At 71.4% G+C, this 21,493-nt stretch carries 19 protein-coding genes and 3 pseudogenes; 10 read left to right on the top strand and 12 right to left on the bottom strand.

The annotated features are described in order from the left end of the window. Nucleotides 1-260: 260 nt before the first annotated feature. Nucleotides 261-995 (top strand): IclR family transcriptional regulator, encoded by a 735-nt coding sequence (locus ABZ635_RS18640; RefSeq protein ID WP_357766575.1) that lies wholly within the window; start codon nucleotides 261-263, stop codon nucleotides 993-995. 71 nt (nucleotides 996-1,066) lie between these two features. Here ABZ635_RS18640 and era read toward each other — a convergent pair whose 3' ends face one another. From era to ABZ635_RS18615, 5 genes and pseudogenes are all read right to left on the bottom strand, one after another. Continuing rightward, nucleotides 1,067-2,035, bottom strand: coding sequence for a GTPase Era (gene era, locus ABZ635_RS18635; RefSeq protein WP_357766467.1), 969 nt, complete (start codon nucleotides 2,033-2,035; stop codon nucleotides 1,067-1,069). A 9-nt stretch (nucleotides 2,036-2,044) separates the two neighbouring features. Beyond that, entirely contained in the window at nucleotides 2,045-2,389 is a 345-nt protein-coding gene (locus ABZ635_RS18630; RefSeq protein ID WP_357766464.1) for a cytidine deaminase, read from the bottom strand. Continuing rightward, the gene (locus tag ABZ635_RS18625; protein ID WP_357766461.1) at nucleotides 2,386-3,750 is read right to left on the bottom strand and encodes a hemolysin family protein; all 1,365 of its coding nucleotides are present in this window, start codon (nucleotides 3,748-3,750) and stop codon (nucleotides 2,386-2,388) included. Before ABZ635_RS18625 ends, ABZ635_RS18630 begins: the two co-directional genes overlap by 4 nt. Continuing rightward, nucleotides 3,747-4,244, bottom strand: a complete 498-nt coding sequence (ybeY, locus tag ABZ635_RS18620) for an rRNA maturation RNase YbeY (protein WP_357766459.1) — start codon at nucleotides 4,242-4,244, stop codon at nucleotides 3,747-3,749. The genes ABZ635_RS18625 and ybeY overlap by 4 nt, the downstream gene beginning before the upstream one ends. 135 nt (nucleotides 4,245-4,379) lie before the next feature. Next, a pseudogene (locus ABZ635_RS18615) lies at nucleotides 4,380-4,784 on the bottom strand (PhoH family protein); the annotation flags it as partial. Between the two features lie 1,030 nt (nucleotides 4,785-5,814). Between ABZ635_RS18615 and ABZ635_RS18610 the strand changes: the two are divergent. After that, nucleotides 5,815-5,874: pseudogene (locus tag ABZ635_RS18610) on the top strand (hypothetical protein); the annotation flags it as partial. Here ABZ635_RS18610 and ABZ635_RS18605 read toward each other — a convergent pair. Together ABZ635_RS18605 and ABZ635_RS18600 are read right to left on the bottom strand one after the other, a co-directional pair. Next, nucleotides 5,865-6,563: pseudogene (locus tag ABZ635_RS18605) on the bottom strand (PhoH family protein); the annotation flags it as partial. The pseudogenes ABZ635_RS18610 and ABZ635_RS18605 overlap by 10 nt on opposite strands. A gap of 207 nt (nucleotides 6,564-6,770) precedes the next feature. Further along, nucleotides 6,771-7,121 carry a histidine triad nucleotide-binding protein gene (locus ABZ635_RS18600; protein WP_357766456.1) on the bottom strand — a complete coding sequence of 117 codons (351 nt, stop codon included), beginning with the start codon at nucleotides 7,119-7,121 and terminating at the stop codon, nucleotides 6,771-6,773. Between the two features lie 343 nt (nucleotides 7,122-7,464). On the opposite strand from ABZ635_RS18600, the gene ABZ635_RS18595 reads away from it, so the two are divergent. The 3 genes from ABZ635_RS18595 to ABZ635_RS18585 all read left to right on the top strand — a co-directional run bounded on the left by ABZ635_RS18595 (nucleotide 7,465) and on the right by ABZ635_RS18585 (nucleotide 10,202). Beyond that, nucleotides 7,465-7,995: a SigE family RNA polymerase sigma factor gene (locus tag ABZ635_RS18595; protein ID WP_357766572.1), complete on the top strand. Its 531-nt coding sequence runs from the start codon at nucleotides 7,465-7,467 to the stop codon at nucleotides 7,993-7,995. Beyond that, a complete protein-coding gene (locus tag ABZ635_RS18590) occupies nucleotides 7,992-8,702 on the top strand; it encodes a hypothetical protein (protein WP_357766453.1) in 711 nt (236 codons plus the stop codon). The genes ABZ635_RS18595 and ABZ635_RS18590 overlap by 4 nt, the downstream gene beginning before the upstream one ends. Before the next feature lie 315 nt (nucleotides 8,703-9,017). After that, on the top strand, nucleotides 9,018-10,202 hold the full coding sequence (locus tag ABZ635_RS18585) for an IS30 family transposase (RefSeq protein ID WP_357766569.1): 1,185 nt from the start codon (nucleotides 9,018-9,020) through the stop codon (nucleotides 10,200-10,202). Between the two features lie 108 nt (nucleotides 10,203-10,310). Here ABZ635_RS18585 and ABZ635_RS18580 read toward each other — a convergent pair whose 3' ends face one another. The 3 genes from ABZ635_RS18580 to hrcA are packed head-to-tail and all read right to left on the bottom strand — an operon-like array spanning nucleotide 10,311 to nucleotide 13,208. Then, nucleotides 10,311-11,054, bottom strand: a complete 744-nt coding sequence (locus tag ABZ635_RS18580) for a 16S rRNA (uracil(1498)-N(3))-methyltransferase (protein WP_357766450.1) — start codon at nucleotides 11,052-11,054, stop codon at nucleotides 10,311-10,313. After that, entirely contained in the window at nucleotides 11,051-12,190 is a 1,140-nt protein-coding gene (gene dnaJ / locus ABZ635_RS18575) for a molecular chaperone DnaJ (protein ID WP_357766448.1), read from the bottom strand. The genes ABZ635_RS18580 and dnaJ overlap by 4 nt, the downstream gene beginning before the upstream one ends. A gap of 4 nt (nucleotides 12,191-12,194) precedes the next feature. Next, nucleotides 12,195-13,208 (bottom strand): heat-inducible transcriptional repressor HrcA, encoded by a 1,014-nt coding sequence (hrcA, locus tag ABZ635_RS18570; protein ID WP_357766445.1) that lies wholly within the window; start codon nucleotides 13,206-13,208, stop codon nucleotides 12,195-12,197. A gap of 176 nt (nucleotides 13,209-13,384) precedes the next feature. On the opposite strand from hrcA, the gene ABZ635_RS18565 reads away from it, so the two are divergent. The 3 genes from ABZ635_RS18565 (at nucleotide 13,385) to ABZ635_RS18555 (ending at nucleotide 15,947) form a co-directional block, all read left to right on the top strand. Beyond that, complete coding sequence (locus tag ABZ635_RS18565) at nucleotides 13,385-14,224, top strand: DUF3097 domain-containing protein (protein WP_357766442.1); 840 nt, start codon at nucleotides 13,385-13,387, stop codon at nucleotides 14,222-14,224. Between the two features lie 754 nt (nucleotides 14,225-14,978). After that, nucleotides 14,979-15,308 carry a DUF4870 domain-containing protein gene (locus ABZ635_RS18560; protein ID WP_357766566.1) on the top strand — a complete coding sequence of 110 codons (330 nt, stop codon included), beginning with the start codon at nucleotides 14,979-14,981 and terminating at the stop codon, nucleotides 15,306-15,308. 30 nt (nucleotides 15,309-15,338) lie between these two features. Beyond that, nucleotides 15,339-15,947: a DUF4870 domain-containing protein gene (locus tag ABZ635_RS18555; protein WP_357766439.1), complete on the top strand. Its 609-nt coding sequence runs from the start codon at nucleotides 15,339-15,341 to the stop codon at nucleotides 15,945-15,947. 69 nt (nucleotides 15,948-16,016) lie between these two features. Here the strand turns inward: ABZ635_RS18555 and hemW are convergent, their stop codons facing one another. Then, entirely contained in the window at nucleotides 16,017-17,249 is a 1,233-nt protein-coding gene (gene hemW / locus ABZ635_RS18550; RefSeq protein WP_357766436.1) for a radical SAM family heme chaperone HemW, read from the bottom strand. Nucleotides 17,250-17,410: 161 nt separating this feature from the next. On the opposite strand from hemW, the gene ABZ635_RS18545 reads away from it, so the two are divergent. Continuing rightward, complete coding sequence (locus tag ABZ635_RS18545) at nucleotides 17,411-18,424, top strand: DUF5954 family protein (protein WP_357766433.1); 1,014 nt, start codon at nucleotides 17,411-17,413, stop codon at nucleotides 18,422-18,424. 155 nt (nucleotides 18,425-18,579) lie between these two features. Here the strand turns inward: ABZ635_RS18545 and ABZ635_RS18540 are convergent, their stop codons facing one another. Further along, nucleotides 18,580-19,674 (bottom strand): LacI family DNA-binding transcriptional regulator, encoded by a 1,095-nt coding sequence (locus ABZ635_RS18540; protein ID WP_357766430.1) that lies wholly within the window; start codon nucleotides 19,672-19,674, stop codon nucleotides 18,580-18,582. Nucleotides 19,675-19,770: 96 nt separating this feature from the next. Here ABZ635_RS18540 and ABZ635_RS18535 point away from each other — a divergent pair, with 96 nt between their 5' ends. Continuing rightward, nucleotides 19,771-21,372, top strand: coding sequence for an alpha-amylase family glycosyl hydrolase (locus ABZ635_RS18535; protein WP_357766427.1), 1,602 nt, complete (start codon nucleotides 19,771-19,773; stop codon nucleotides 21,370-21,372). The last annotated feature ends 121 nt before the right edge of the window (nucleotides 21,373-21,493 follow it).

Raw genomic sequence — 21,493 nt, 5'->3', positions numbered from 1 at the left:
GGGATGAGAGTCCGGTCACTAATTTCTATATGCGGATAATAACTTCTGCGATTCGGAAGAACAAGGGTCTCGGGCCTCCTCGGACACCGCACGCGCAGCTTCCCGCCCCGACGGAGAGCGAAAACCTCCTTTCGTATTGCAGAATGATGGGCGTGACCGTAGCGGCCCTCAGTATGGGAGCACGACCCTTGTCAGCCTCACAGATCCCCCAAACGGACCAGCCCCGCCCTCCTGAGGAGACGGCCCGGCGCTCCGGTGGCGTGCAGTCCCTCGACCGCGCCTTCGCCCTGCTGGAGATCATGGCCGAGGCGGGCGGCGAGGCCTCCCTGAGCCAGCTCGCCGACTCCTCCGGACTGCCCCTGCCCACCATCCACCGCATCATCCGCACCCTGGTCGGCAACGGGTACGTCCGCCAGCTCCCCTCCCGCCGCTACGCCCTGGGCCCCCGCCTGATCGGCCTCGGCGACAAGGCCGCCCGCATGCTCGGCACCTGGGCCCGCCCCCACCTGGCCCAGCTCGTGGAGGACCTCGGCGAGACCGCCAACCTCGCGATGCTCGACGGCGACAAGGTCATCTACGTCGCCCAGGTGCCCTCGCCCCACGCCATGCGCATGTTCACCGAGGTCGGCCGCCGCGTCCTTCCGCACTCCGCGGGAGTCGGCAAGGCACTGCTCTCCCAGCTCAGCGACGAGGAGGCCCTGGCCACCGTGCGCCGCACCGGCATGCCCGCAGCCACCGAGCGCACCATCACCGACCCGGACGCCTTCCTCTCGGAACTGCACCGCATCCGCGAGACCGGGTACGCGATCGACGACGGCGAACAGGAGGTCGGCGTGCGCTGCGTGGCCGTCCCGGTCAGGGACGCCCCCTCCGGCATGGCCGTGTCGGTCTCCGGCCCCGAAGCCCGCGTCAGCTGGGACTTCGTGGGTCAGGCCGCCCCCATCGTGCAGCGTTGCGCCCGGGTGCTGGCCACCGACCTCAACAACCAGAGCTGACCCGACGGGCCGCGCCGGACACGACGAGGGGGCGTGACCACATGTGGTCACGCCCCCTCGTCGAACCGCCGCTACGTCTGCTGGTCGAAACCCAGCTTGCGCAGCTGCTTGGGATCGCGCTGCCAGTCCTTGGCCACCCGGACCCGCAGGTCCAGGAACACCCGCTGCCCCAGCAGGCCCTCGATCTGCTTGCGGGCCCGCGAGCCCACGTCGCGCAGACGCGAGCCCTTGGAACCGATCACGATCGCCTTCTGGCTGGGCCGCTCCACGTACAGCGACGCGTAGATGTCCACTAGTTCCTTGCCGGGCCTGGTGTTCTCTCGCTCGTACATCTCGTCCACGACCACCGCGATCGAGTGCGGCAGCTCGTCCCGCACCCCCTCCAGGGCGGCCTCGCGGACCAGTTCGGCCACGAGCATCTCGTCCGGCTCGTCCGTGAGGTCGCCGTCCGGGTACAGCGGCGGTCCCTCGGGCAGGTGCGAGCACAGGACGTCGGTGACCGTGTCCAGCTGGAACTCGCCCCGCGCGGACACCGGAACGATGTCGGCCCAGTCACCCAGCTCGTTCACGGCCATCAGGTGCTCACCGACCGCCGCCCGGTCCACCAGGTCGGTCTTGGTCACCAGAGCCACCACCGGGGTGTTGGTCTGCTCGGCGAGCTCCTTGGCGATGTAGCTGTCGCCCCGCCCGATCGGCTCGTTGGCGGGCAGACAGAACGCGATCACGTCCACCTCGACCAACGTGGACCGCACCAGCGAGTCCAACCGCTCCCCCAGCAGGGTGCGGGGTTTGTGCAGCCCGGGCGTGTCCACGATGATCAGCTGCGCGTCCGGACGGTGCACGATCCCGCGCACCGTCCGCCGCGTGGTCTGGGGCCGGTTGCTGGTGATCGCCACCTTCTGCCCGACCAGCGCGTTCATCAGGGTGGACTTGCCCACGTTCGGGCGGCCCACGAAGCACGCGAAACCGCTCCGGAAACCCTCCGGGTGGGAGAGCGACGGCAGCGGCACGCGGAGCTTCTCAAGGTCGAGGTCGTTCATCTGTCCTTCTCAACGCCGGGTGACGCTCGCGGGCACCCCGTCGGGGGCCGCGATCACCACCAGCTGGGTCTTCAGGTCGTCCGCCACCGCGCGGTCGGCCTCGGTCAGCTCCCTGGCCTCGGTGACGACCACCGCCGCCTCCAGCGCGGCGGCCTCACTGGAGGCGGCCGCGGCCACGGCGGCCTGGAGCGCGCTCAACCGCAGCGAGGGCAACGACACCGTGGTGGCCACGTACGTGCGCCCGGTCTCGTCGCGCACCGCGGCGCCCTCGGCGGCCGCGTTACGGGCCCGGGAGGCCCGCGCGAGGGTGATCAGCTTGGTGTCCTCGGGGCCGAGTCCGGTCGTATCCGTCACTGGTCCGTGCTCCTTACGTCGTGGTCGGGGCCCTGGGCGGGATCGTCGGGCAGTCGTTCCACCAGCACCGTGGTCATCCGGTTCCGGCGGCTGCTCTTGCCCTCCAGGGTCAGCCTGAGTCCAGCGTATTCCGCCTGGGCGCCGCCCGCCGGGACCCGACCCAGCACGAACGCCACCAGGCCGCCCACGGTCTCCACGTCGGAGACCTCCAGGTCGCGCTCGGGGAAGAGCTCGGCCAGGTCACCCAGCGGAAGGCGCGCGGTCACCCGCACCCGGTCCTCGTCCAGCCAGTCGACCGGCGCGATCTCGTGGTCGTACTCGTCGGTGATCTCCCCGACGATCTCCTCCACGATGTCCTCCAGCGTGACCAGTCCCGCGGTGCCGCCGTACTCGTCGATCGCCACCGCCACGTGGTTGCGGCGCTTTTGCATCTCGCGCAGGAGCTCGTCGATGGGCTTGGTGTCGGGCACGAAGGTGGCGTCGCGCATCACGTCGGCGGCGGTAAGGGGCACGTCGTCCGCTCCCCCGGCGGCCGCCGCCCAGCGGTCGCGCAACCGCTCCACGAGGTCCTTGAGGTAGACGATGCCCACCACGTCGTCCTCGTCCTCCCCCGTGACGGGGATGCGCGAGTAGCCGCTCGCCATGGCGAGCGAGAGGACCGCGTCCGCGTCGGCGTCCCGGCCGGTGAAGACGATGTCGGTCCGTGGCACCATGACCTCGCGCACGGAGGTGTCGTCCAGCTTGAACACCGAGTGGATCATCTGGCGCTCCTCAGGGTCGATCACCTCCCCCTGCTCGGCCAGGTCGACCAGCTGGCGCAGCTCGACCTCGGTGCTGAAGGGGCCGTCCCGGTCGCCCTTGCCGCGGGGGGTCAGGGCGCGCCCGGCCCCCACCAGCAGTCGGGCCACCGGCCCCAGCACCACCTGGAGCGGGTACACGACCGCGGCGCTGGTCCGGGCGAACGGTCCGGCGAACTGGCGGCCGAGGATGCGCGGGGTGACCGCGATCAGCACGCACTCCGCCACCACCATCACCAGAGCGGTGAGCGCCAGCGCGGGCCAGCCCGGTCCCAGCAGGAAGACCATGCCCACCACGGCGGCCAGGACGGCGCACACCTCGCACACCACGCGCAGGAACAGCAGCATGTTCAGGTGGGCGGCGGGGTCGGCGACCACCCGGTCCCAGGCGGCGCGCGCCCGGGCGGGACGCTCCCCGTGGGCGTCCTCCATCCCCATGGAGACGACTCGGGTGACGGCGACCTCGGCGGCCACCAGGAACCCCGCCACGGCGGTCAGGAGGAGGGCGGCGACCAGGGCCCCCGCCCACACCACGGGGTCTCCCGTGGCCAGCGACGCGCTCATCGGGCGCTCTCGTCCCCTTCGGTCGTGTCCTGGGCGGCCGACTCGCGCTCACGCCAGGCGGCGAGGATCTCTCCCTGGAGCCCGAACATCTCCTTGTGCTCCTCGGGCTCGGCGTGGTCGTACCCGAGCAGGTGCAGGATGCCGTGCGTGCACAGCAGGTCGATCTCCGCCTGGGTGCCGTGACCGGCCGTCTCGCCCTGGCGCTCGGCCACCTGGGGGCAGATGATCACGTCACCGAGCACGCCGGGTTCGCTGGTGCGCCCGGGGCCGCCGGGGCGCAGCTCGTCCATGGGGAACGAGAGCACGTCGGTGGGGCCGGGCTCGTCCATCCAGCGCACGTGGAGGTCGGTCATGGGTCCTTCGTCCACCAGCACGACGGACAGCTCGGCCAACGGGTGCACCCGCATGGCGTCGAGCACGTGCCGGGCCAGCCGGGAGAGTCGTTCCTCGTCCACGCTGGTGACGCCGGACTCGTTGGCGACGTCGATACTCATCGGTTGCGGATGCCTCACTTGGGTTCGGGGTGGGTCGGCGGTGTCCCTCCGCCCGGTGCCCGGGAGGGCACCGTACCGACGGCGGTGGGCCCGCACGAGGCGGGCCCACCGGTCGGTGTCACTACGTACTTCTTCTCAGTCTGCCCGTTGTTCGGGGCCCTCGGGGCCGTCGGAACGGTCCTTCGGGGTGTCGCCGCCGCGGCGCCGGCCGCCGCGCGGTCCCGATCGGCTCCGACCTCCGTCGCCCGGCCCGCCCTGAGCGGCGTCGTAACGCCCGTAGGCGTCGACGATCTGCCCCACCAGCCGGTGCCGGACGACGTCCTCACTGGTCAGTCGGCAAAAGGCGATGTCGTCGATATCACGCAGGATGTTCTCGATCGTCCGGAGCCCGCTGGCCTGCCCTCCGGGCAGGTCCACCTGGGTGACGTCGCCGGTGACCACGATCTTGGACCCGAACCCGAGCCGGGTCAGGAACATCTTCATCTGCTCCGGCGAGGTGTTCTGCGCCTCGTCCAGGATGATGAAGGAGTCGTTGAGAGTGTTGTGTGTGAGCAGGAAGTCCTCGGTGACGTAGAGGGAGTCCTCCGCCGCCACCTGGATGCACACACACTCCTCGCTTCCGGCTGGTTCGACGGAGTCGACGAAGCGCATCGGGCGTCCCCCACCGGTCGCGTCGTACTTCTCCTTCTTGCGTCGGAGCCGGAAGGGCTGAACTCCCTCGGGCAGACGCAGGTCGAGGCCATGGGTGTCCTTGCGGTGGAAGACCTCCCGTCCCCCGGCAAGGCCCGGCGCACGCCCCTCGGCTGGGCGGGAACGCTCGTAGACCACGCCTCCAAGAGACCGGACCAGGAAGGTCACCGCGTCACGCAGGTGGGGGGACGTCGTTCCGTACTGCACGCGGCAGGTGCGCCCCGCTGGTGTGACCGGTTCCCCGTCGGAGTCGAGCAGGCCCTGGAGCAGGGCCAACCTCACCTCGGCCGTGTTGTACAGGTAGTCGTCCGGGACGAACTTCGTGTCGGACCTGGTCCCGCACAGTCCCAGGTTCCGCATGATCGCGGTCACCGGGTTGGCGATGGTGATCACCTCGCCCGGCGCGCTCCCGCGGTTGAGGACGTGGTCCGGACCGGACTCGTGCCGGACGCGAACACCGGGGAGCAGCGTGTCGAGTGCCTCGGCCAGCTCGGGGTCCTCGGTCGCGAGACCCGGTGTGGTCGAACCCGTGAGGCAACCGTCCCCGAGGAGAAGGCCCAGTGCGTAGGCGTCCATGGGCACCTCCCGCTCCGGGAAGGCCACGGGCTCGCTGAGCAGAGGGAGCTCGTACTTGCGATAGTGCGAGCTGCGCAACCCGCTCTCGACGATCTCCTTGGCGGTGAGCACCCTGGGCGGCTCGCCTCTGCCTGCGTCGTCCCTGGTCCGGACGGTCCACAGGTGGTCCTCTGAGCACAGCGTGGAGGCACCGTCCTGGGAGGAGAATCGGTAGGTCGCCTTCTCCCCCTGCGGGTACACCCCGATCACCGGGGTCGGTCGCCCGTCAGAGCCCGTCACCAGGTCACCGACCCGGAGGTCACCGATGGGCCGGAACCCCTCAGGGGTCAGCACCTTGGTGTGCAGCGGCTGCGCCCGGCCGCGCATGTACGCCAGGGGGGCGACCTCGATGGTCCCGGCGGCCATCAGCTTGGGGATGGAGTCCGGGTCGAGCATGTCGTGCAGGGCGTCGTAGAGCGGCCGCAGGTACGGGTCGATCTTGTCGTAGAGGGTGCCGGGGAGGAACCCCAGGCGCTCACCGGCCTCGACGGCGGGCCGGGTGAGGATGATCCGGTTGACCTCCTTGTCCTGGAGGGCCTTCACCGCCTTGGCCATCGCCAGGTAGGTCTTGCCGGTACCCGCGGGGCCGATGCCGAACACCACGGTGCGCTCGTCGATGACGTCGACGTAGCGCTTCTGGTTCAGCGTCTTGGGGCGGATCGTCTTGCCCCGGTTGGACAGGATGTTGGTGGTCAGCACGTCCGCGGGGCGTTCCTTGCCCGGCGAGCGCAGCATGTGGATCATGCGCTCGACGGTGTCGGGAGTGACGTGGGTGCCGCTCTTGGCGAGCTCGATCAGCTCCTCCACGAGGCGGACCACCACGGCCGTCTCCTCGGGGGTCCCGCTGATCGTGAACTCGTTGCCGCGCACGTGGATGTCGCTCTTGAAGGACCGCTCCAGCGCTCGGAGCAGCTCGTCCCCCGAACCCAGCAGGCTGATCATCGTGTGTTCGTCCGGCACCACGACCTTGACCTGGGTCTCCGGGTCCTGGTGCGTGTGAGTTGACTCGGCCATGGTGTGGCCTTGCGGCCGCTGTCCCTACCCTTCGGTCACGGCCCCGGGGTCGGTCGCCCGGGGGTCCTCGCGGACGGGCCGCACACCGTGTCCGACGGCGTCGAACACGGTCACCACGGGTGCGCGGGGCAACCGAAGTGGCCGGTGGGGCCCGTCCTCGAGTCTACCAACGGGGTCCTCCCGGGCTCGAGCGGTTATCGGGGCCGCCTACCCGGGGGGCCAGTTCAGGCCGCGGCCGCCGAGCACGTGGACGTGGAGGTGGAAGACGGTCTGTCCGGCGCCCGCCCCGGTGTTGAGGACCATCCGGTAGCCGCTGTCGACCACGCCCTCGGCCCGGGCGACCTCGTGGGCCTCGCGCACGAGGGCGTCCATGAGCCCGGTGTCGGCGGCGGCCGCCGAGGCGGCGTCGGTGACGTGTTCGCGGGGCACGACCAGGACGTGGGTGGGCGCCTGGGGGTTGATGTCGCGGAACGCCACCGTGCGCTCCCCCTCGCGGACGATCTCCGCGGGGACCTCGCCCTTCACGATCTTGCAGAAAAGGCAGTCGGGGTCGACCATCGCTCACCTTCCGTCACGCGGGGCCGCGTTGGGCCGCGGCACCGCTTCTCGGGTCTGTCCGGCCCATGATGCCGCAGGTGGGATGGGCGCCGCAGTGGCACGGAGGGTGAGGAGATGAACCCTCAACCTTTCCGCAACCGTTCCGATCCACGTTCCCCGCCAGCCCACAACCCCGGCGCGGTAGGCTTTGCGTCCGTGCGCGTCAGGCTGTTGGGAACGCCCGCCGTTCGGCCTCATCCGACGTGTTCGGATCGGAACGCACGTCTACTGGAAATGAAGAGGTATGCCCTTTCGTAAACCCCGCGACAAGGGTGTGCGTCGAACTGAGGTGACGACAGAAACCTTGGTGGCCAGTGCCACCACGTCGCCGCTCTCAGTCGAGTGGGACGCCGACCACGCGGTCACGGAGCTCTACCGGGAGCACTACCGTCCGCTCGTACGGCTCGCCGCCCTGCTCGTGCGGGACCACGCGACCGCCGAGGAAGTCGTCCAGGACGCCTTCGTGGCCATGCACGGCGCCTGGCGTCGCCTCAGGGACCCCAACAAGGCCCTCTCCTACCTCCGTCAGGCGGTGGTGAACAAGGCCAGGTCCGTGCTGCGCCACAGGGCCGTCGTCGAGAAGCACGCGCCCAAGGCCCTGCCGGACGCACCCAGTGCCGAGCACGGGGCCATGAACCTGCTGGAGCGCGAGGCGGTCATCGCCGCCCTGCGCAAGCTACCCACCCGTCAGCGAGAGGCCATCGTGCTCCGGTACTACGGCGACCTGTCCGAGGCGCAGATCGCGGACGCCATGGGCATCAGTCGAGGCGCGGTCAAAAGCCACACCTCGCGTGGCATCTCCTCCCTTCGCTCTGTACTGGAGCAGACGTCATGAGTAGCCCCAACGAACGAAGCGAAACGGAGTTCGAGGACCAGCTCCGTCAGATACTGAGGGCCGAGGCCGACGACGTCACACCGTCGGCCGAGGGCCTCAACCTCATCCGTGAGCGCACCGAGCGCCACCGCGGCTCCGCGTGGTTCGGTCTGCCGTGGCTGCGCCCCGTGGCGGCCGTGGCCGCCGCCGTACTCATCGTCACCTCGGTGATCATGTCGAGCCCCCAGGTTCGCGAACAGGTCCTGGACATCGTCCCGGCCGGGGCCGACCGTGCGGGCACCCCGCCCGAGGACGGCGGTGACGGCGGCGGCGTCGCCGCTCCCGGCCCCACCACGGGGTCCGCCTCCGGCAGCAGCAAGCCGGAGGAGGAGGCCGAGCTCGACCCCGAGAGCTCCCCCAGCCCGTCCAGCTCCCCGTCGTCCTCCGAGGACGGCGACCTGGAGACCACTTCCTCGTGCCCCCCGGGCGAGGAGCTCACCCCGGTCGCCTCCGACGGTGCCCGCGACGAGGACAAGAAGGACAAGGACGAGCGGGAGGGCAGGGGTTCGGGCAAGGAGACCTGCGCCCCCACGGACGAGCCCAAGGAAGAGCCCACCGACGAGCCCACCAGTCCCGGTGGCGGCGACCTCGACCCCGGTGAGGGTGTCGAGGAGCCCGGCGGCGGTTCCGGGAACCAGGGCGACGAGGACGGTGCCAGCGCGAGCTGACCCGTCGGGCCCCGGGCCCCGTACTGACACGGTGAAGGGCCCGTGGGAGACTTGGGTTCTAGCGGTGGTCGCAACACCCTGACTTTTGTGGAGGTTGCGACCACCGTGCCGTTTTCCAAGCACGAACAGGCCCGGCTGCGGGAACGGTTCCTGGAACTGATGACCGAGATCGGTAGCGTCACCGAGGTAGCCCGAAAGCTGGACATCAACCGCAACACCGCGTTCGGGTGGGCACGCAAGGCCGGGCTGCGCTCCCAACCCCCGCAACGCCCTCACCCAGCCCGCCAAAAGTACGACCGCCTGCGTCAGAGCGCTGTGCCCCGCCGCGAGGCCGCCCGACGGGTCGGGATCAACGAACGCACCGCCCGAGACTGGGACCACGGGGTCCGCAAGTCCCGCAACTCCCGCTTCTACCCTGATGGGCGGCGGGTCAACTACTCCACCGGACAGACCACGATGGAGTCCATGACCAGTCCTCCAACAACACTGGACACGCTCGAACAACAGGTGCATCCGCGGTTTTTGACCCTCACGGACCGGGAACGGATCGCGGACCTTGACCGGGCGGGGTGGAGCCTGCGAGCGATCGGCCGTGACCTGGGCCGGGCGGCCTCCACGATCAAGCGTGAGCTGGACCATCACCGCGACACCGATGGCTCCTACGGCGCCTACGGCGCCTACGCGGCCCAGCGTCGGGCGGTCGCCCGGCGGGCGCGTCCCAAAGGCGCCAAACTCGCCTGCCCCGGCCCTTTGCGGGACTATGTCGCCCAGGGGTTGGAGGAACAATGGTCTCCCGAGCAGATCAGTAACCGGATCGGCCAGGACCACCCCGATGAGCAGGAGATGCGTGTGAGCCACGAGACCATCTACCAAGCGCTCTACGTCCAGGCCCGCGGCGGGCTCAAGCGCGAGGTCGCCGCCGCTTTGCGCACCGGCCGTATCCGACGCAAGCCCCGCCGCTCACCAGAACAGCGTCAGAGCCGGTTCGTCGATGAGATGGTGATGATCAGCGAGCGTCCCGCCGAGGTCGAGGACCGTGCCGTTCCCGGGCACTGGGAAGGCGATCTCATCCTCGGGGCGGGTAACAAGTCCGCGATCATCACCCTGGTCGAGCGCTCCACCCGGTACGTGATGCTCGGCCACCTGCCCGGCGAGCACACCGCCGAGGCGGTCGGAGGGGTTCTGAGCGAGCTGATCACCGCGCTGCCCGAGCATCTGCGTGGGTCTTTGACCTGGGATCAGGGCAGCGAGATGGCTGGGCACAGGGCGTTCTCGGTGGCTACGGGGGTGCCGGTGTTCTTCTGCGACCCGGCTTCGCCCTGGCAGCGCGGGTCGAACGAGAACACCAACGGGCTGCTGCGGCAGTACTTTCCCAAGGGAACGGATCTGTCGGTGCACGGCCCGCTGGATCTGGAGCATGTGGCTCAGAAGCTGAACGGTCGGCCACGCAAGACGCTCGGCTGGAAAACTCCAGCCGAGCGTCTGCCTACACTCGTCTAAATCAACGAGGTGTTGCGAGGACCCGTTGAATCCGCCAGATCCCACGGGCCCTTCACCGTGTCCGGTCCCCGCCGGCTCACCGGCCGTGCGGTGCTCCGGGCGCCGGTGTCACCAACGCCCGGTTCGGGCCTGGAGGACCGAGAGCGCCGCGACCCCGGCGGTGGAGGTGCGCAGGACCGAGGGGCCCAGCAGGGCCCGAACAGCCCCGGCGTCGTCGAAGGCGGCCAGCTCGGCCTCGGAGATCCCGCCCTCCGGGCCGACCACCAGGACGATCCCCGCACCGCGCGGTTCCGTCGGCAGCGGCAGTGACGACAGCCGGAGCGCGCCCTCCTCGTGCAGAACCACCGCGAGGTCCGCCTCGGCGAGCAGGGCGCACACCGCCCGGCGGTCGAGGGGCTCGGTGACCTCGGGTGTGCGGGACCGGCGGGCCTGCTTGGCGGCCTCGCGCGCGCTGGCCCGCCACTTGGCGAGCGCCTTGGCGCCCCGGTCGCCCTTCCACTGCGTGACGCAGCGTTCGGCCGACCAGGGGACGACGGCGTCCACCCCGGCCTCGGTCATCATCTCGACCGCGAGTTCGCCGCGGTCGCGCTTGGGCAGGGCCTGGACCACGGTGATCCGGGGGCTGGGCGCGGGTTCGCTCCGGCGCTCCACCACCCGGCACACCAGGGTGTCCCTACCGACCACCTCGTCGACCTCGCATCGCACGCGCAGGCCGAGACCGTCGGAGAGGTCGACGGTCTCGCCCTCGCGGACGCGTCGGACCGCCACGGCATGGCGGCCCTCCGCGCCCTCCAGCCGGACTCGGTCGCCCGCGAGGGCGTCCGTCCCGGCCAGGAACACCGGCGGGGTCACTTGGCTCCGAAGGCGTCGCGGATCTTGGAGAAGAACCCGCCGTGGCCGGGGCTGAAGCGGCCCGGGTTCTGGTCCTCCCCGCGCAGCTCGGCGAACTTGCGCAGCAGGGCCTCCTGCTCCTCGTCCAGCTTGCCCGGGGTCTCCACGTCCACGCGGATGCGCAGGTCGCCCCGGCCGCCGCCGTCGAGGTGGGTGACGCCCTTGCCCGGCAGGGTGATGACGTGGCCGGAGTTGGTGCCCGGACGCAGGTCGATGTTCTCCGTGCCGTCGAGGGTGTCGAACGCGCACGAGGCACCGAGCGCCGCCGCCGTCATGGGGACGGTGATGGTGCAGTGCAGGTCGTCGCCGCGCCGCTCGAAGGTCGGGTGCGGCTTCTGGACGATCTCCAGGATGATGTCGCCGCGCGGTCCGCCGTTGGGGCCGACCTCGCCCTCGCCCGCGAGCTGGATGCGGGTGCCGTCGTCGACGCCGGCGGGGATCTTCACGGTGCGGGTGACCTTCTCCCGGACCCGGCCCTCGCCCGCGCAGTCGCCGCAGGGGTTGGTGATGACCGACCCCTGGCCGGAGCACTGCGGGCAGGGCCGCGAGGTCATGACCTGGCCGAGGAAGGAGCGGGTGACCTGGGAGACCTCGCCCTGGCCGTGGCACATGTCGCAGGTGGTCCGGTGCGAACCGGCCGCGGTGCCCTCGCCCTGGCAGGTCTCGCACAGGATGGCGGTCGGGAAGGTGATCTCCCGGCTGACGCCGAAGGCGGTCTCGACGAGGTCGAGCTCGATGCGGAGCTTGATGCTGCGCCCGCGACGGACCCGTTCCCGGGGGCCGCGCGCGCCGGGGTGCCCGCCGCCGAAGAACGCGCCGATGAGGTCGTCGAAGGCGAACCCGCCCGCCTGCCCGAACCCTCCGGCACCGCCTCCGCCCGGGGCGAAGGGGTCCTGGCCCATGTCGAACATCCGACGCTTGTTCTCGTCGGAGAGGACCTCGTAGGCCTGGGTCACTTCCTTGAAGCGTTCCTGGGTGGCGGGGTCCGGGTTGATGTCCGGGTGGAGCTCGCGCGCGAGCCGCCGGTACGCCTTCTTGATCTCGTCCTTGGACGCGTCGCGACGCACCCCGAGAACCTGGTAATAGTCTCTGGCCACTGAGTTACTGTCCTGCCAAAATCTGTCCGACATACCGGGCCACCGCACGGACGGCGCCCATGGTCCCTGGGTAGTCCATACGGGTGGGTCCCACCACTCCGATCTTGGCCAGCGACTGGTTTCCCACACCGTAGTCGGCCGACACGATGGAAGTGGACCGAAGACCCTCGTGGAAGTTCTCCGCGCCGATGCGCACCGTGAGCATGGAGGGGTCCTTGGCCTCGCCGAGCAGTCGGATGAGGACCATGTTCTCCTCCAACGCCTCCAGCACCTCGCGCAGGCTGGCCGCGAAGTCGACGGCCGCGAGGTTGGCGGTGCCCGCCAGGACGATCTTCTCCTCGTGACGTTCCACGAGGCTCTCCAGCAGGACGGTGAGGACCGCGACCGCGACCGGCCGGTCCTCCGGCGCGACCTGGGCGGGCAGGTCCTCCACCGCGTCCGGCACGTCGCCGAGGTGCTTGCCCGCGATGGCGCGGTTGAGCATGGCGCGCAGGTCGTCGACCACGTGTTCGGTGACCGAGCCCAGCACGTCGATGACACGCTGTTCGACCCGGCCGGTGTTGGTGATGACGACCATCATGATGCGCTGGCCGCCGAGCGGCACCAGCTCCACGTGCTGGACCGACGAGCGGGTCAGCGACGGGTACTGGACGATCGCCACCTGACGGGTGAGCTGCGCGAGCAGCCGGACCGTGCGGGCGACGATCTCGTCGAGATCCACGGCGCCGCCGAGGAAGGACTCGATGGCCCTGCGCTCGGCCGCCGAGAGGGGCTTGACGGAGGAGAGCCGGTCGACGAAGAGCCGGTAGCCCTTGTCGGTGGGCACCCGTCCCGCACTGGTGTGGGGTTGGGTGATGTAGCCGTCCTCCTCCAGCGCGACCATGTCGTTGCGGATGGTCGCCGGGGAGACACCGAGGGGGTGGCGGTCCGCCAGCGCCCGCGAACCCACGGGTTCGTTGGTGTTGACGAAGTCCTCGACGACCGCACGCAGGACCGCGAGCTTGCGCTCATCCAGCAACTCGCCACCTCCTGGCACTCCAAGGTTCTCAGTGCTAATTCTATGCCCGGGCGCAAACCCTCCCGGCTACCCGCTCGCAGTAACACCGTGACGGGGGGCGCTTCTTCCCCGCGGACCGGCGACGTGCGCCACCGCCCACGGGTGTCGCGGGCCCCGCACCAGTAGACTGCACCACCGTGGTTACCAAGGGAACCGGCCGTTACGGCCGCGACGTTCTGGCGGGAGACTGGCGGCGACCGAAGAAGGGTGCGGTGCGCGAGATACCCCTCACCCGTGACCTGGTCGTGGAGGACGCCGACGAGACCTTCTGCGGGGCCGTGGTGTCCTGGGACAAGGTCGCGGTGACCCTGGAGGACCGGGGCGGGCGCCGCAGGGTGTTCGAGCTGGGCCCGGCCGCCTTCCTGGTGGACGGCGAGCCGGTGACGCTGGTGCGCCCGGCGGCGGCTCCGCGGGGTCCGTTGCGCAGCGCCTCGGGGTCGATCGCGGTGACCGGCGCGCGGGCCCGCACGGCCCGGGAGAGCCGGATCTACGTGGAGGGCGCCCACGACGCCGAGCTGGTGGAGAAGGTGTGGGGGCACGACCTTCGGGTGGAGGGCGTGGCCGTGGAGTTCCTGGAGGGGGTCGACGACCTCCCCGCCGTGGTGGCGGAGTTCGCCCCGGGTCCGGGACGGCGGCTGGGGGTGCTGGTGGACCACCTGGTGCCGGGGTCCAAGGAGAGCCGGATCGCCGAGCGCGTGCGGGGCGGGGACGTCCTCGTCGTCGGCCACCCCTACGTGGACGTGTGGCAGGCGGTGCGCCCGGGCGCGGTGGGGATCGGAGCCTGGCCCGAGGTCCCGAAGGGGCTGCCCTGGAAGGAGGGCGTCGTGGACGCCCTGGGGTGGCGGATGGAGACGGGGGAGGCCTGGCGCCGCATCCTGGGATCGGTCCGCGGCTACGGGGACCTCGAACCGTCGCTGCTGGGCCGGGTGGAAGAGCTCATCGACTTCGTCACGGGACCGCACGCCCCGGAACACTAGGATTGTCGCGAGCGCGTGGTCTGATGGGGTCTCGGGGCCGGCGTCCCGGTCCCGTCGGGCCCGCGTCCGGACCCGCGGGCCGTCGGTACCGACCCCGTCCGTCCGGTCAGCACCGCGCCCAGCGCACCCAACAGCGGAGTCGAGGGAGAGCATGAGCGAGACCCCGTCCAGTCATCCGTCGCCGGATGACCCCCAGGGCCGGCCGCAGTCGCCCCCGAACCCGTCGGAGCGCAGCGGCGGGCGAGCCGAACGGGACGGGTCCGACGCCGACCGGCAGGTCCAGGAGCACGGCCAGGCCCCCCAGAGCGGGCCGCACCCCGGCTGGGGAGCGCCCTCCCACCAACAGCGGGCCCAGGCGTACGACCAGGCCCACGGCGGCCCCCGGGCCCCTCAGGTCAGCGGTGAGCAGCGGGGCTGGGGACAGCCGCACCAGGGTCGGGCTCCGGGGCCGCAGACCGGGGCGCAGCCCGCCTGGAACCAGCCGACCGGTGGCCAGCGGCCAGCGGCGTACGGTCAGTCCGGGGCCCGGACCGGATGGGGGCACACCGCCGGGCAGCGGCAGGAATGGGCCACGCACACCGGCGCCTCACCCCAGGCACCCCAGCCGCCCCAGACGGCGCAACCGCCGCAGTTCCCACAGGCCCCCACGGTGGCCGGTTACGGCCAGCCGTACCAGCAGCAGACGCGGGTCCAGGGCTACACCGCCCCGCAGGGCCCGACCGCCCCCGGTGACGGCGACCCCGTCACGGCCTCGATGCTCGCGCACCTGACCGGGTTCGTCATCGCCTTCCTCGGCTGGATACCGCCGCTGGCGATCTACTTCGCCCGGCGCGAGCGGTCTCCGTTCGTGCGCCACCACGCGGCGGAGGCGGCGAACTTCCAGATCACTATGCTGATCCCCTACGTCTTCGCTGGCGTCGTGTTCTTCGGCTTGGGTATCTTCTTCCCCAGCCTGTCCTGGATCGGCTACCTGCTGATCGCCCTCGTGTGGATCGCCTGCATCGTCCTCGGCGTCCTGGGGGCGTCCGGAGCCAACAAGGGGATCTGGTACCGCTACCCCGTGAGCATCCGGCTCCTGAAGTAGTAGCCCGCTCCCATACACCAAGGAACCGCCATGTCCTACCCGAACAACCCGAACCCCCACGACCCCTACGGTCAGGGCGAGTCCGGGGGCTACCCGCCCCCGCCCGGTTACCCACAGCAGGGCGCCGCTCCCGGTGGTCCTCCCGTTCCCTACACCGGCCAGCAGAGCGGCGGCTACCCGCCGCCGCCCCAGGGCGGCTACCAGCAGCCCGGTGGTTACCCCCAGGGCGGTTACCAGCAGCCGGGCGGTTACCCGCCTCCCCCCGGCCAGTACGGCGGTTACCAGCAGCCCGGAGCCCAGGGCTACGGCTCCTACGTGCCGAGCGAGGCGGAGCGCAGCTCGGCGAAGCTCGCCCACATCGGCGGCGGCTTCCTCGGCTGGCTCCTGCCGCTCATCGTGTACATCACGAAGAAGGACGAGTCGCCCTACGTGCGCGACCAGGCCGCCCGGGCGCTCAGCTTCCAGCTGGTCATGTTGATCGGCTACCTCGTCTCCGGTGTCCTGGCGTGGTTGCTCATCGGCGTTTTGACCTGGTTCGCCCTGCTGATCTTCTCGATCGTCTCCGGCTTCCGCGCGGCGTCGGCGGTGGACCGGGGTGAGTGGGCCCGGTACCCGATGGACGTCACCTGGGTGAAGTAGCCCGACGTTCCACGCGTGAGGAGGGGCCCGGCCGTGTGCCGGGCCCCTCCTTCGTGTGCGGGGCGAGCCTCAGGTGAGGTCGCGCACCACGGCGTCGGCGAGCAGGCGGCCGTGGCGGGTCAGCGCGGCCCGGCCCCCGGCGTGCGCCCGTGCGTCCAGGAGCCCCTCACCGACCAGGCGTTCGGCCGCTGCCAGCCCCGAGGCGTCCAGCAGCTCCAGCGGGCAGCCTCCGTCCACGCGCAGCTCCAGCAGGACGCGCTCGAACCGGCGTTCGGCCTCGGTGAGCACCTCGCGGGCGTGGGCGGGGCTGTCGCCGGCGGCCAGGCGGGCGGCGTAGGCGGCGGGGTGCTTGACGTTCCACCAGCGGGTCCCGCCCACGTGGCTGTGCGCGCCCGGGCCGACCCCCCACCAGTGGCCGCCGGTCCAGTAGAGCATGTTGTGGGCGCTACGGCCCTCGGTGCTGCGGGCCCAGTTGGACACCTCGTAGGGGGTGTACCCGGCGGCGGAGAGGGCCTCGTCGGCCATGAGGTAGCGGTCGGCCATGGCGTCGTCGTCGGGCTCGGTGAGCTCGCCCCGGCGGACGCGGGCGGCGAGCCGGGTGCCCTCCTCGACGATGAGCGAGTAGGCGGAGACGTGGTCGGGCCCGGCACCGATGGCGGCCTCCAGGGAGGCGGCCCAGTCCTGGTCGCTCTCCCCCGGGGTGCCGTAGATGAGGTCGAGGTTGACGTGCTCGAACCCGGCCTGGCGGGCCCAGGCCACGCACTGTTCGGGGCGGCCCGGGGTATGGCTCCGCTCCAGGACGCGCAGGACGTGGGGGCGGGCGCTCTGCATGCCGAAGGAGACGCGGGTGAACCCGGCCTCGCGCAGGCGGGCCAGGTAGTCGGGGTCGACCGTCTCGGGGTTGGCCTCGGTGGTGACCTCCGCGTCGGGGGTGAGCCCGAAGCGGTCGCGGATCTCGCCGAGGACGCGTCCGAGGTCCTCCGGGGAGAGCAGAGTGGGGGTGCCGCCCCCGACGAACACGGTGCTCACCGGGGGCCGCTCGCCGGTCAGGACGCGGTCGGCCAGGGCGACCTCGGCCGCGGCCTGCCCGGCGTAGGTCTCCCGGGAGGCGGTGGCGGTGCCGTCACGGGAGACGAGTTCGTCGGCCGTGTAGGTGTTGAAGTCGCAGTAGCCGCAGCGGGTGACGCAGAAGGGCACGTGGACGTAGAACCCGAGTGGGCGGCCGCCGAGTTCGGCGAGTGAGTCTGCGGGGAGTTCCCCGGTCCGGGGCACGGGTTCGCCGTCGAGGGCTACGGATGGCATGCCTCCAGTGTCACCGACCCGGCGACGTGCCCTGACACCCCGGGTCCGGGGGCGGCCTCCGACGCGTCGCCGGGCCCCCGCGCGGCCCCCGCGACCGGTCCCCGCCGGATGGTTTCGCCGAAAACCCCCTCGGATCGGGCTCCTGTGCGCACAATCAGAGGATGGACCCCTCACAGGCACCGAAGCCCGCTCCCCTGCGCGTCACCTATCCGCTGTACCAACCGGTCATGGAGGTGGACGGCACCTGGCTCACCCTGCGGTCACCGAGCAACTCGCCTCAGGGCGGCCGCGACGAGCTGGTCAACCACTTCTGCTGTCGGGCCAGGGAGCGGGAGGGCGACCCCCGCCTCGCCCATGAGTACCGGGAGTTCCACGACGCCGAGGTCCTGCTCTCGTGGGAACGCCACGACGAGGTCCGTGTCCTGGGCACCCGCTACCGGGTGGCGCGGATCGAACGGTTCCTGAGGTTCGTGGACGGTCTTCCCGAGGCTCCGCGCCCCTGCGACCCGGTCGACCACCCGACGGAGTCGGTCGCGGGCGAGGAGGACGGGTACTGGTCCGGTATGGACCTGACCCGGGACTGGGAGGAGGACGCGCTGGCCCAGCAGGCCCGGGGCGAGATCCTTCGCGGCAGCCTCCCCCGGCACTTTCCTGAGGACGTGCGGATGGACGGCGCGATCCGGAGTTGCGCCTACCCGGACGTGGCGATCCTGAATCCGGACTTCCAGTGGCTGGTACACGACGCGGTCCGGCGCACGTGGGGCCCCTACGGCCCGGAGTTCTCTGATCCCGCGGACGCCCGGTCCTACTGGCTCACCCACTTCGACGCCCGTTCCCGCCCCTCGGTGTACACCGAGATGGACGGCATCGGTGAGGAGGAGACGGAGGCGATCGGACGCGCGGTGGCCACGCAACGCGTCGAGGGCGGCGACGGTCCGATCCGGGTACTGAACCGCAGTTTCCACCTGGCCCGCACGGTCCGGGCGGCGCGCTCGGGCTTCGACGGGCCCGAGCCGCCCCGTGAGAGCGACCCGGAGTTCCACGAACCGGTGGCGGTGTCGCACAAGGAGCACGCCGACACCAACGGGTTGGAGTGGGACGAGGCCCCGGTACCTCCCCCCGTGACCGAGGCGCACCGTCGATTCCTACCCGGTCACGACGGACGCGTCGGCTGAGGCGGTCCCCACCGGGAGACCGCGTGACGGACACCGCCGGGCCTCGGCGCGGCCTCCCGGCGTAGGGCCCCGGTCCCGTGCCGGGGCCGTAGGCGGGTCGGCCCCGCGCGGGGCTCGCGCGTGCCGGGGGCCGCCCCTCGCGCGGCTCCCGGCGCTCAGACGCCGTGGGCGGCGTCCTGGGGGTCGCGGCGCAGCGGGGCGGGCGACTCCAGTCGGGTGTGCGGCGCGGTCGGGCCGGACACCCGGGCGGCCGGGGCGACGGCCGTGGAGCCGCGTACGACCAGTTCGGGGTCGAAGACGTACTCGGAGTGCGAGACGGGGTGCCCGGCGATCTCGTCGCACAGGGCCCGCACGGCTGCCAGTGCCATCGCGTTGACGGGCTGGCGGACGGTGGTGAGCGGCGGGTCGGTGAAGGCGATCAGCTGTGAGTCGTCGTAACCGACCACGGAGAAGTCCTGGGGCACGCGCAGGCCGTGCTGGCGGGCGGCGCGGATGGCGCCCAGCGCCATGATGTCGGAGCCGCAGACCATGGCGGTGACGCCGCGTTCGATGAGGCGTCCGGCGGCGGCGTGTCCCCCCTCCACTCCGAACAGGGAGAGCTGGACGAGGTCCTCGCCGTCGAGGCCGTGCTCGGCGAGCGCCTGGTGGTAGCCCTCCAGCTTGCGGCGGACGGGGACGTAGCGCTCGGGTCCGCTGGTGAACCCGATCCGGGTGTGTCCGAGGGCGACCAGGTGGTTGACGGCCAAACGCCCGGCCTCCCGGTCGTCGGCGGAGATGAAGGCCGCCGGAATGGACTCGGTGTATCCGTTGACCAGCACGATGGGCAGCCGCCGGGAGACCAGGGCCTGGTAGCGCTCGTGGGAGGCGGAGGTGTCGGCGTGCTTGCCGGAGACGAAGAGGATGCCGGAGACGTTGCGCTCCAGCAGGAGTTCCACGTACTCGTCCTCGGATATCCCGCCGGGGGTCTGGGTGCACAGCACCGGGGTGTAGCCGCGCTGGGCCAGGGCGCCCTCGGCCGCCTGGGCGAACATCGGGAAGACCGGGTTCTCCAACTCGGGGATGACCATGCCGACCAGTCCGGCGGAGCGCTGGCGCAGCCGGGCGGGGCGTTCGTATCCGAGCACGTCGAGCGCGGTGAGGACGGCCTTGCGCGTGTCGCTGCCGACCCCGGGCTTGTCGTTGAGCACCCGCGAGACGGTGGCCTCGCTGACGCCTGCGTGCCGCGCGATGTCGGCAAGTCGTGGACCCATACGGGCAACTCTAGTCGAGATTACCGTCACAGGGACGAAAGTTGGCGGTAATCTTGCGCAAGAACTTGCAGCCATGATCCGGAAGGACCCCCACAGATGAAGGACCAGTCGCACTGGTGGCGCGAGGCCGCCATCTACCAGATCTACGTGCGCAGCTTCGCCGACTCCAACGGGGACGGCGAGGGCGACCTCACCGGCATCCGCGAGCGCCTCCCCCACCTGGCCGAGCTGGGCGTGGACGCGATCTGGCTGACCCCCTTCTACGTCTCGCCGCTGGCGGACGGGGGCTACGACGTCGCCGACTACCGCGACGTCGACCCCCGGTTCGGCACCCTGGAGGACTTCGACGCCCTCCTGTCCACCGCCCACGAGCTGGGCATCCGCGTGATCATCGACGTGGTCCCCAACCACTCCTCCTCGGCGCACCGCTGGTTCCGCGAGGCCGTGGCGGCCGAGCCGGGCAGCGCGGCCCGCTCCCGCTACGTCTTCCGTGACGGCCGGGGGGTCGACGGCGAGGAGCCGCCCAACAACTGGAAGTCGATCTTCGGCGGCCCGGCGTGGACCCGCCTCACGACCGCCGACGGCCTCCCCGAGCAGTGGTACCTGCACCTGTTCGACTCCGAGCAGCCCGACTTCGACTGGACCAACCAGGAGGTGCACGACGAGTTCGACGACGTCCTGCGCTTCTGGCTGGACCGCGGGGTGGACGGGTTCCGGATCGACGTCGCGCACGGCATGGTCAAGGACCCGAAGCTGCCCGACATCGACCCCGACGCCAAGGCCGACCTGCTCGACGGCAGCACCTCGCTGCCCTACTTCGACCAGGACGGCGTCCACGACATCTACCGCCGCTGGTCGCGTCTGGCCGCCGAGTACCCGGGGAACCGGGCCCTGGTGGCCGAGGCCTGGGTGGAGGACGCCCGACGGGTGGCGCGCTACCTGCGCCCGGACGAGCTGCACCAGGCGTTCAACTTCGAGTACCTCACCGCCCCGTGGGACGCGGCCCGTCTGCGCGCGGTGATCGACGGTTCCCTGGCCGCGAACGGCGAGGTGGGCGCGACCACCACGTGGGTGCTGTCCAACCACGACGTCACCCGGCACGTGACCCGCTTCGGCGGCGGCGAGCAGGGACTGCGGCGCGCGCGTGCGGCCACCCTGCTGATGCTGGGCCTGCCCGGTTCGGTCTACCTGTACCAGGGCGAGGAGCTGGGGCTGCCGGAGGTCACCGACCTGCCGGAGGAGTCGCTCCAGGACCCGACCTGGGAGCGTTCGGGCCGCACCGAGCGGGGGCGCGACGGCTGCCGGGTCCCCCTGCCGTGGGAGGGCGGCTCCGCCCCGTACGGTTTCGGCCCCGAGGGCTCCACGCCCTGGCTGCCGGTGCCCGAGGCGTGGGCCGGGCTGGCCCGCGCCGTCCAGCACGGGGTGGAGGGCTCGACCCTGGAGCTGTACCGGACCGCGCTCGGCCTGCGCCGTGAACTGGAGGCCCTGGGCGACGGCTCGATGCGCTGGCTGGAGTCCCCCGAGGGTGTCCTGTACTTCGAGCGCGAGCCCGGCGTCCGGGTGGCGGTGAACCTGACCGGCGAGGCGGTCGGCCTGTCCGCCTCGGGCGAGGTGCTGGTGGCCAGCGGCCCCAGCGCCGAGCTGGCCGACGGCACGCTGACGCTGCCCGCCGAGACCTCGGCGTGGCTGCGCGTCTGACCGGCCCGTGAGCCGCGGGTGCCGGGCGAACCGACGCGCCCCGGCGACACCGGAACCTGGCGCAGTCTGAACTCCGTCGCCCCCAGCGGTGACGGGGCCGAACGCTCCTCCGCCCGTACCA

The organism is Nocardiopsis sp. NPDC007018 (assembly GCF_040635075.1).
In the GTDB taxonomy this organism is placed as follows: Bacteria; Actinomycetota; Actinomycetes; order Streptosporangiales; family Streptosporangiaceae; genus Nocardiopsis.
Note: the sequence above shows the minus strand (reverse complement) of the source record. Positions and strands in the feature narration are given on the sequence as shown.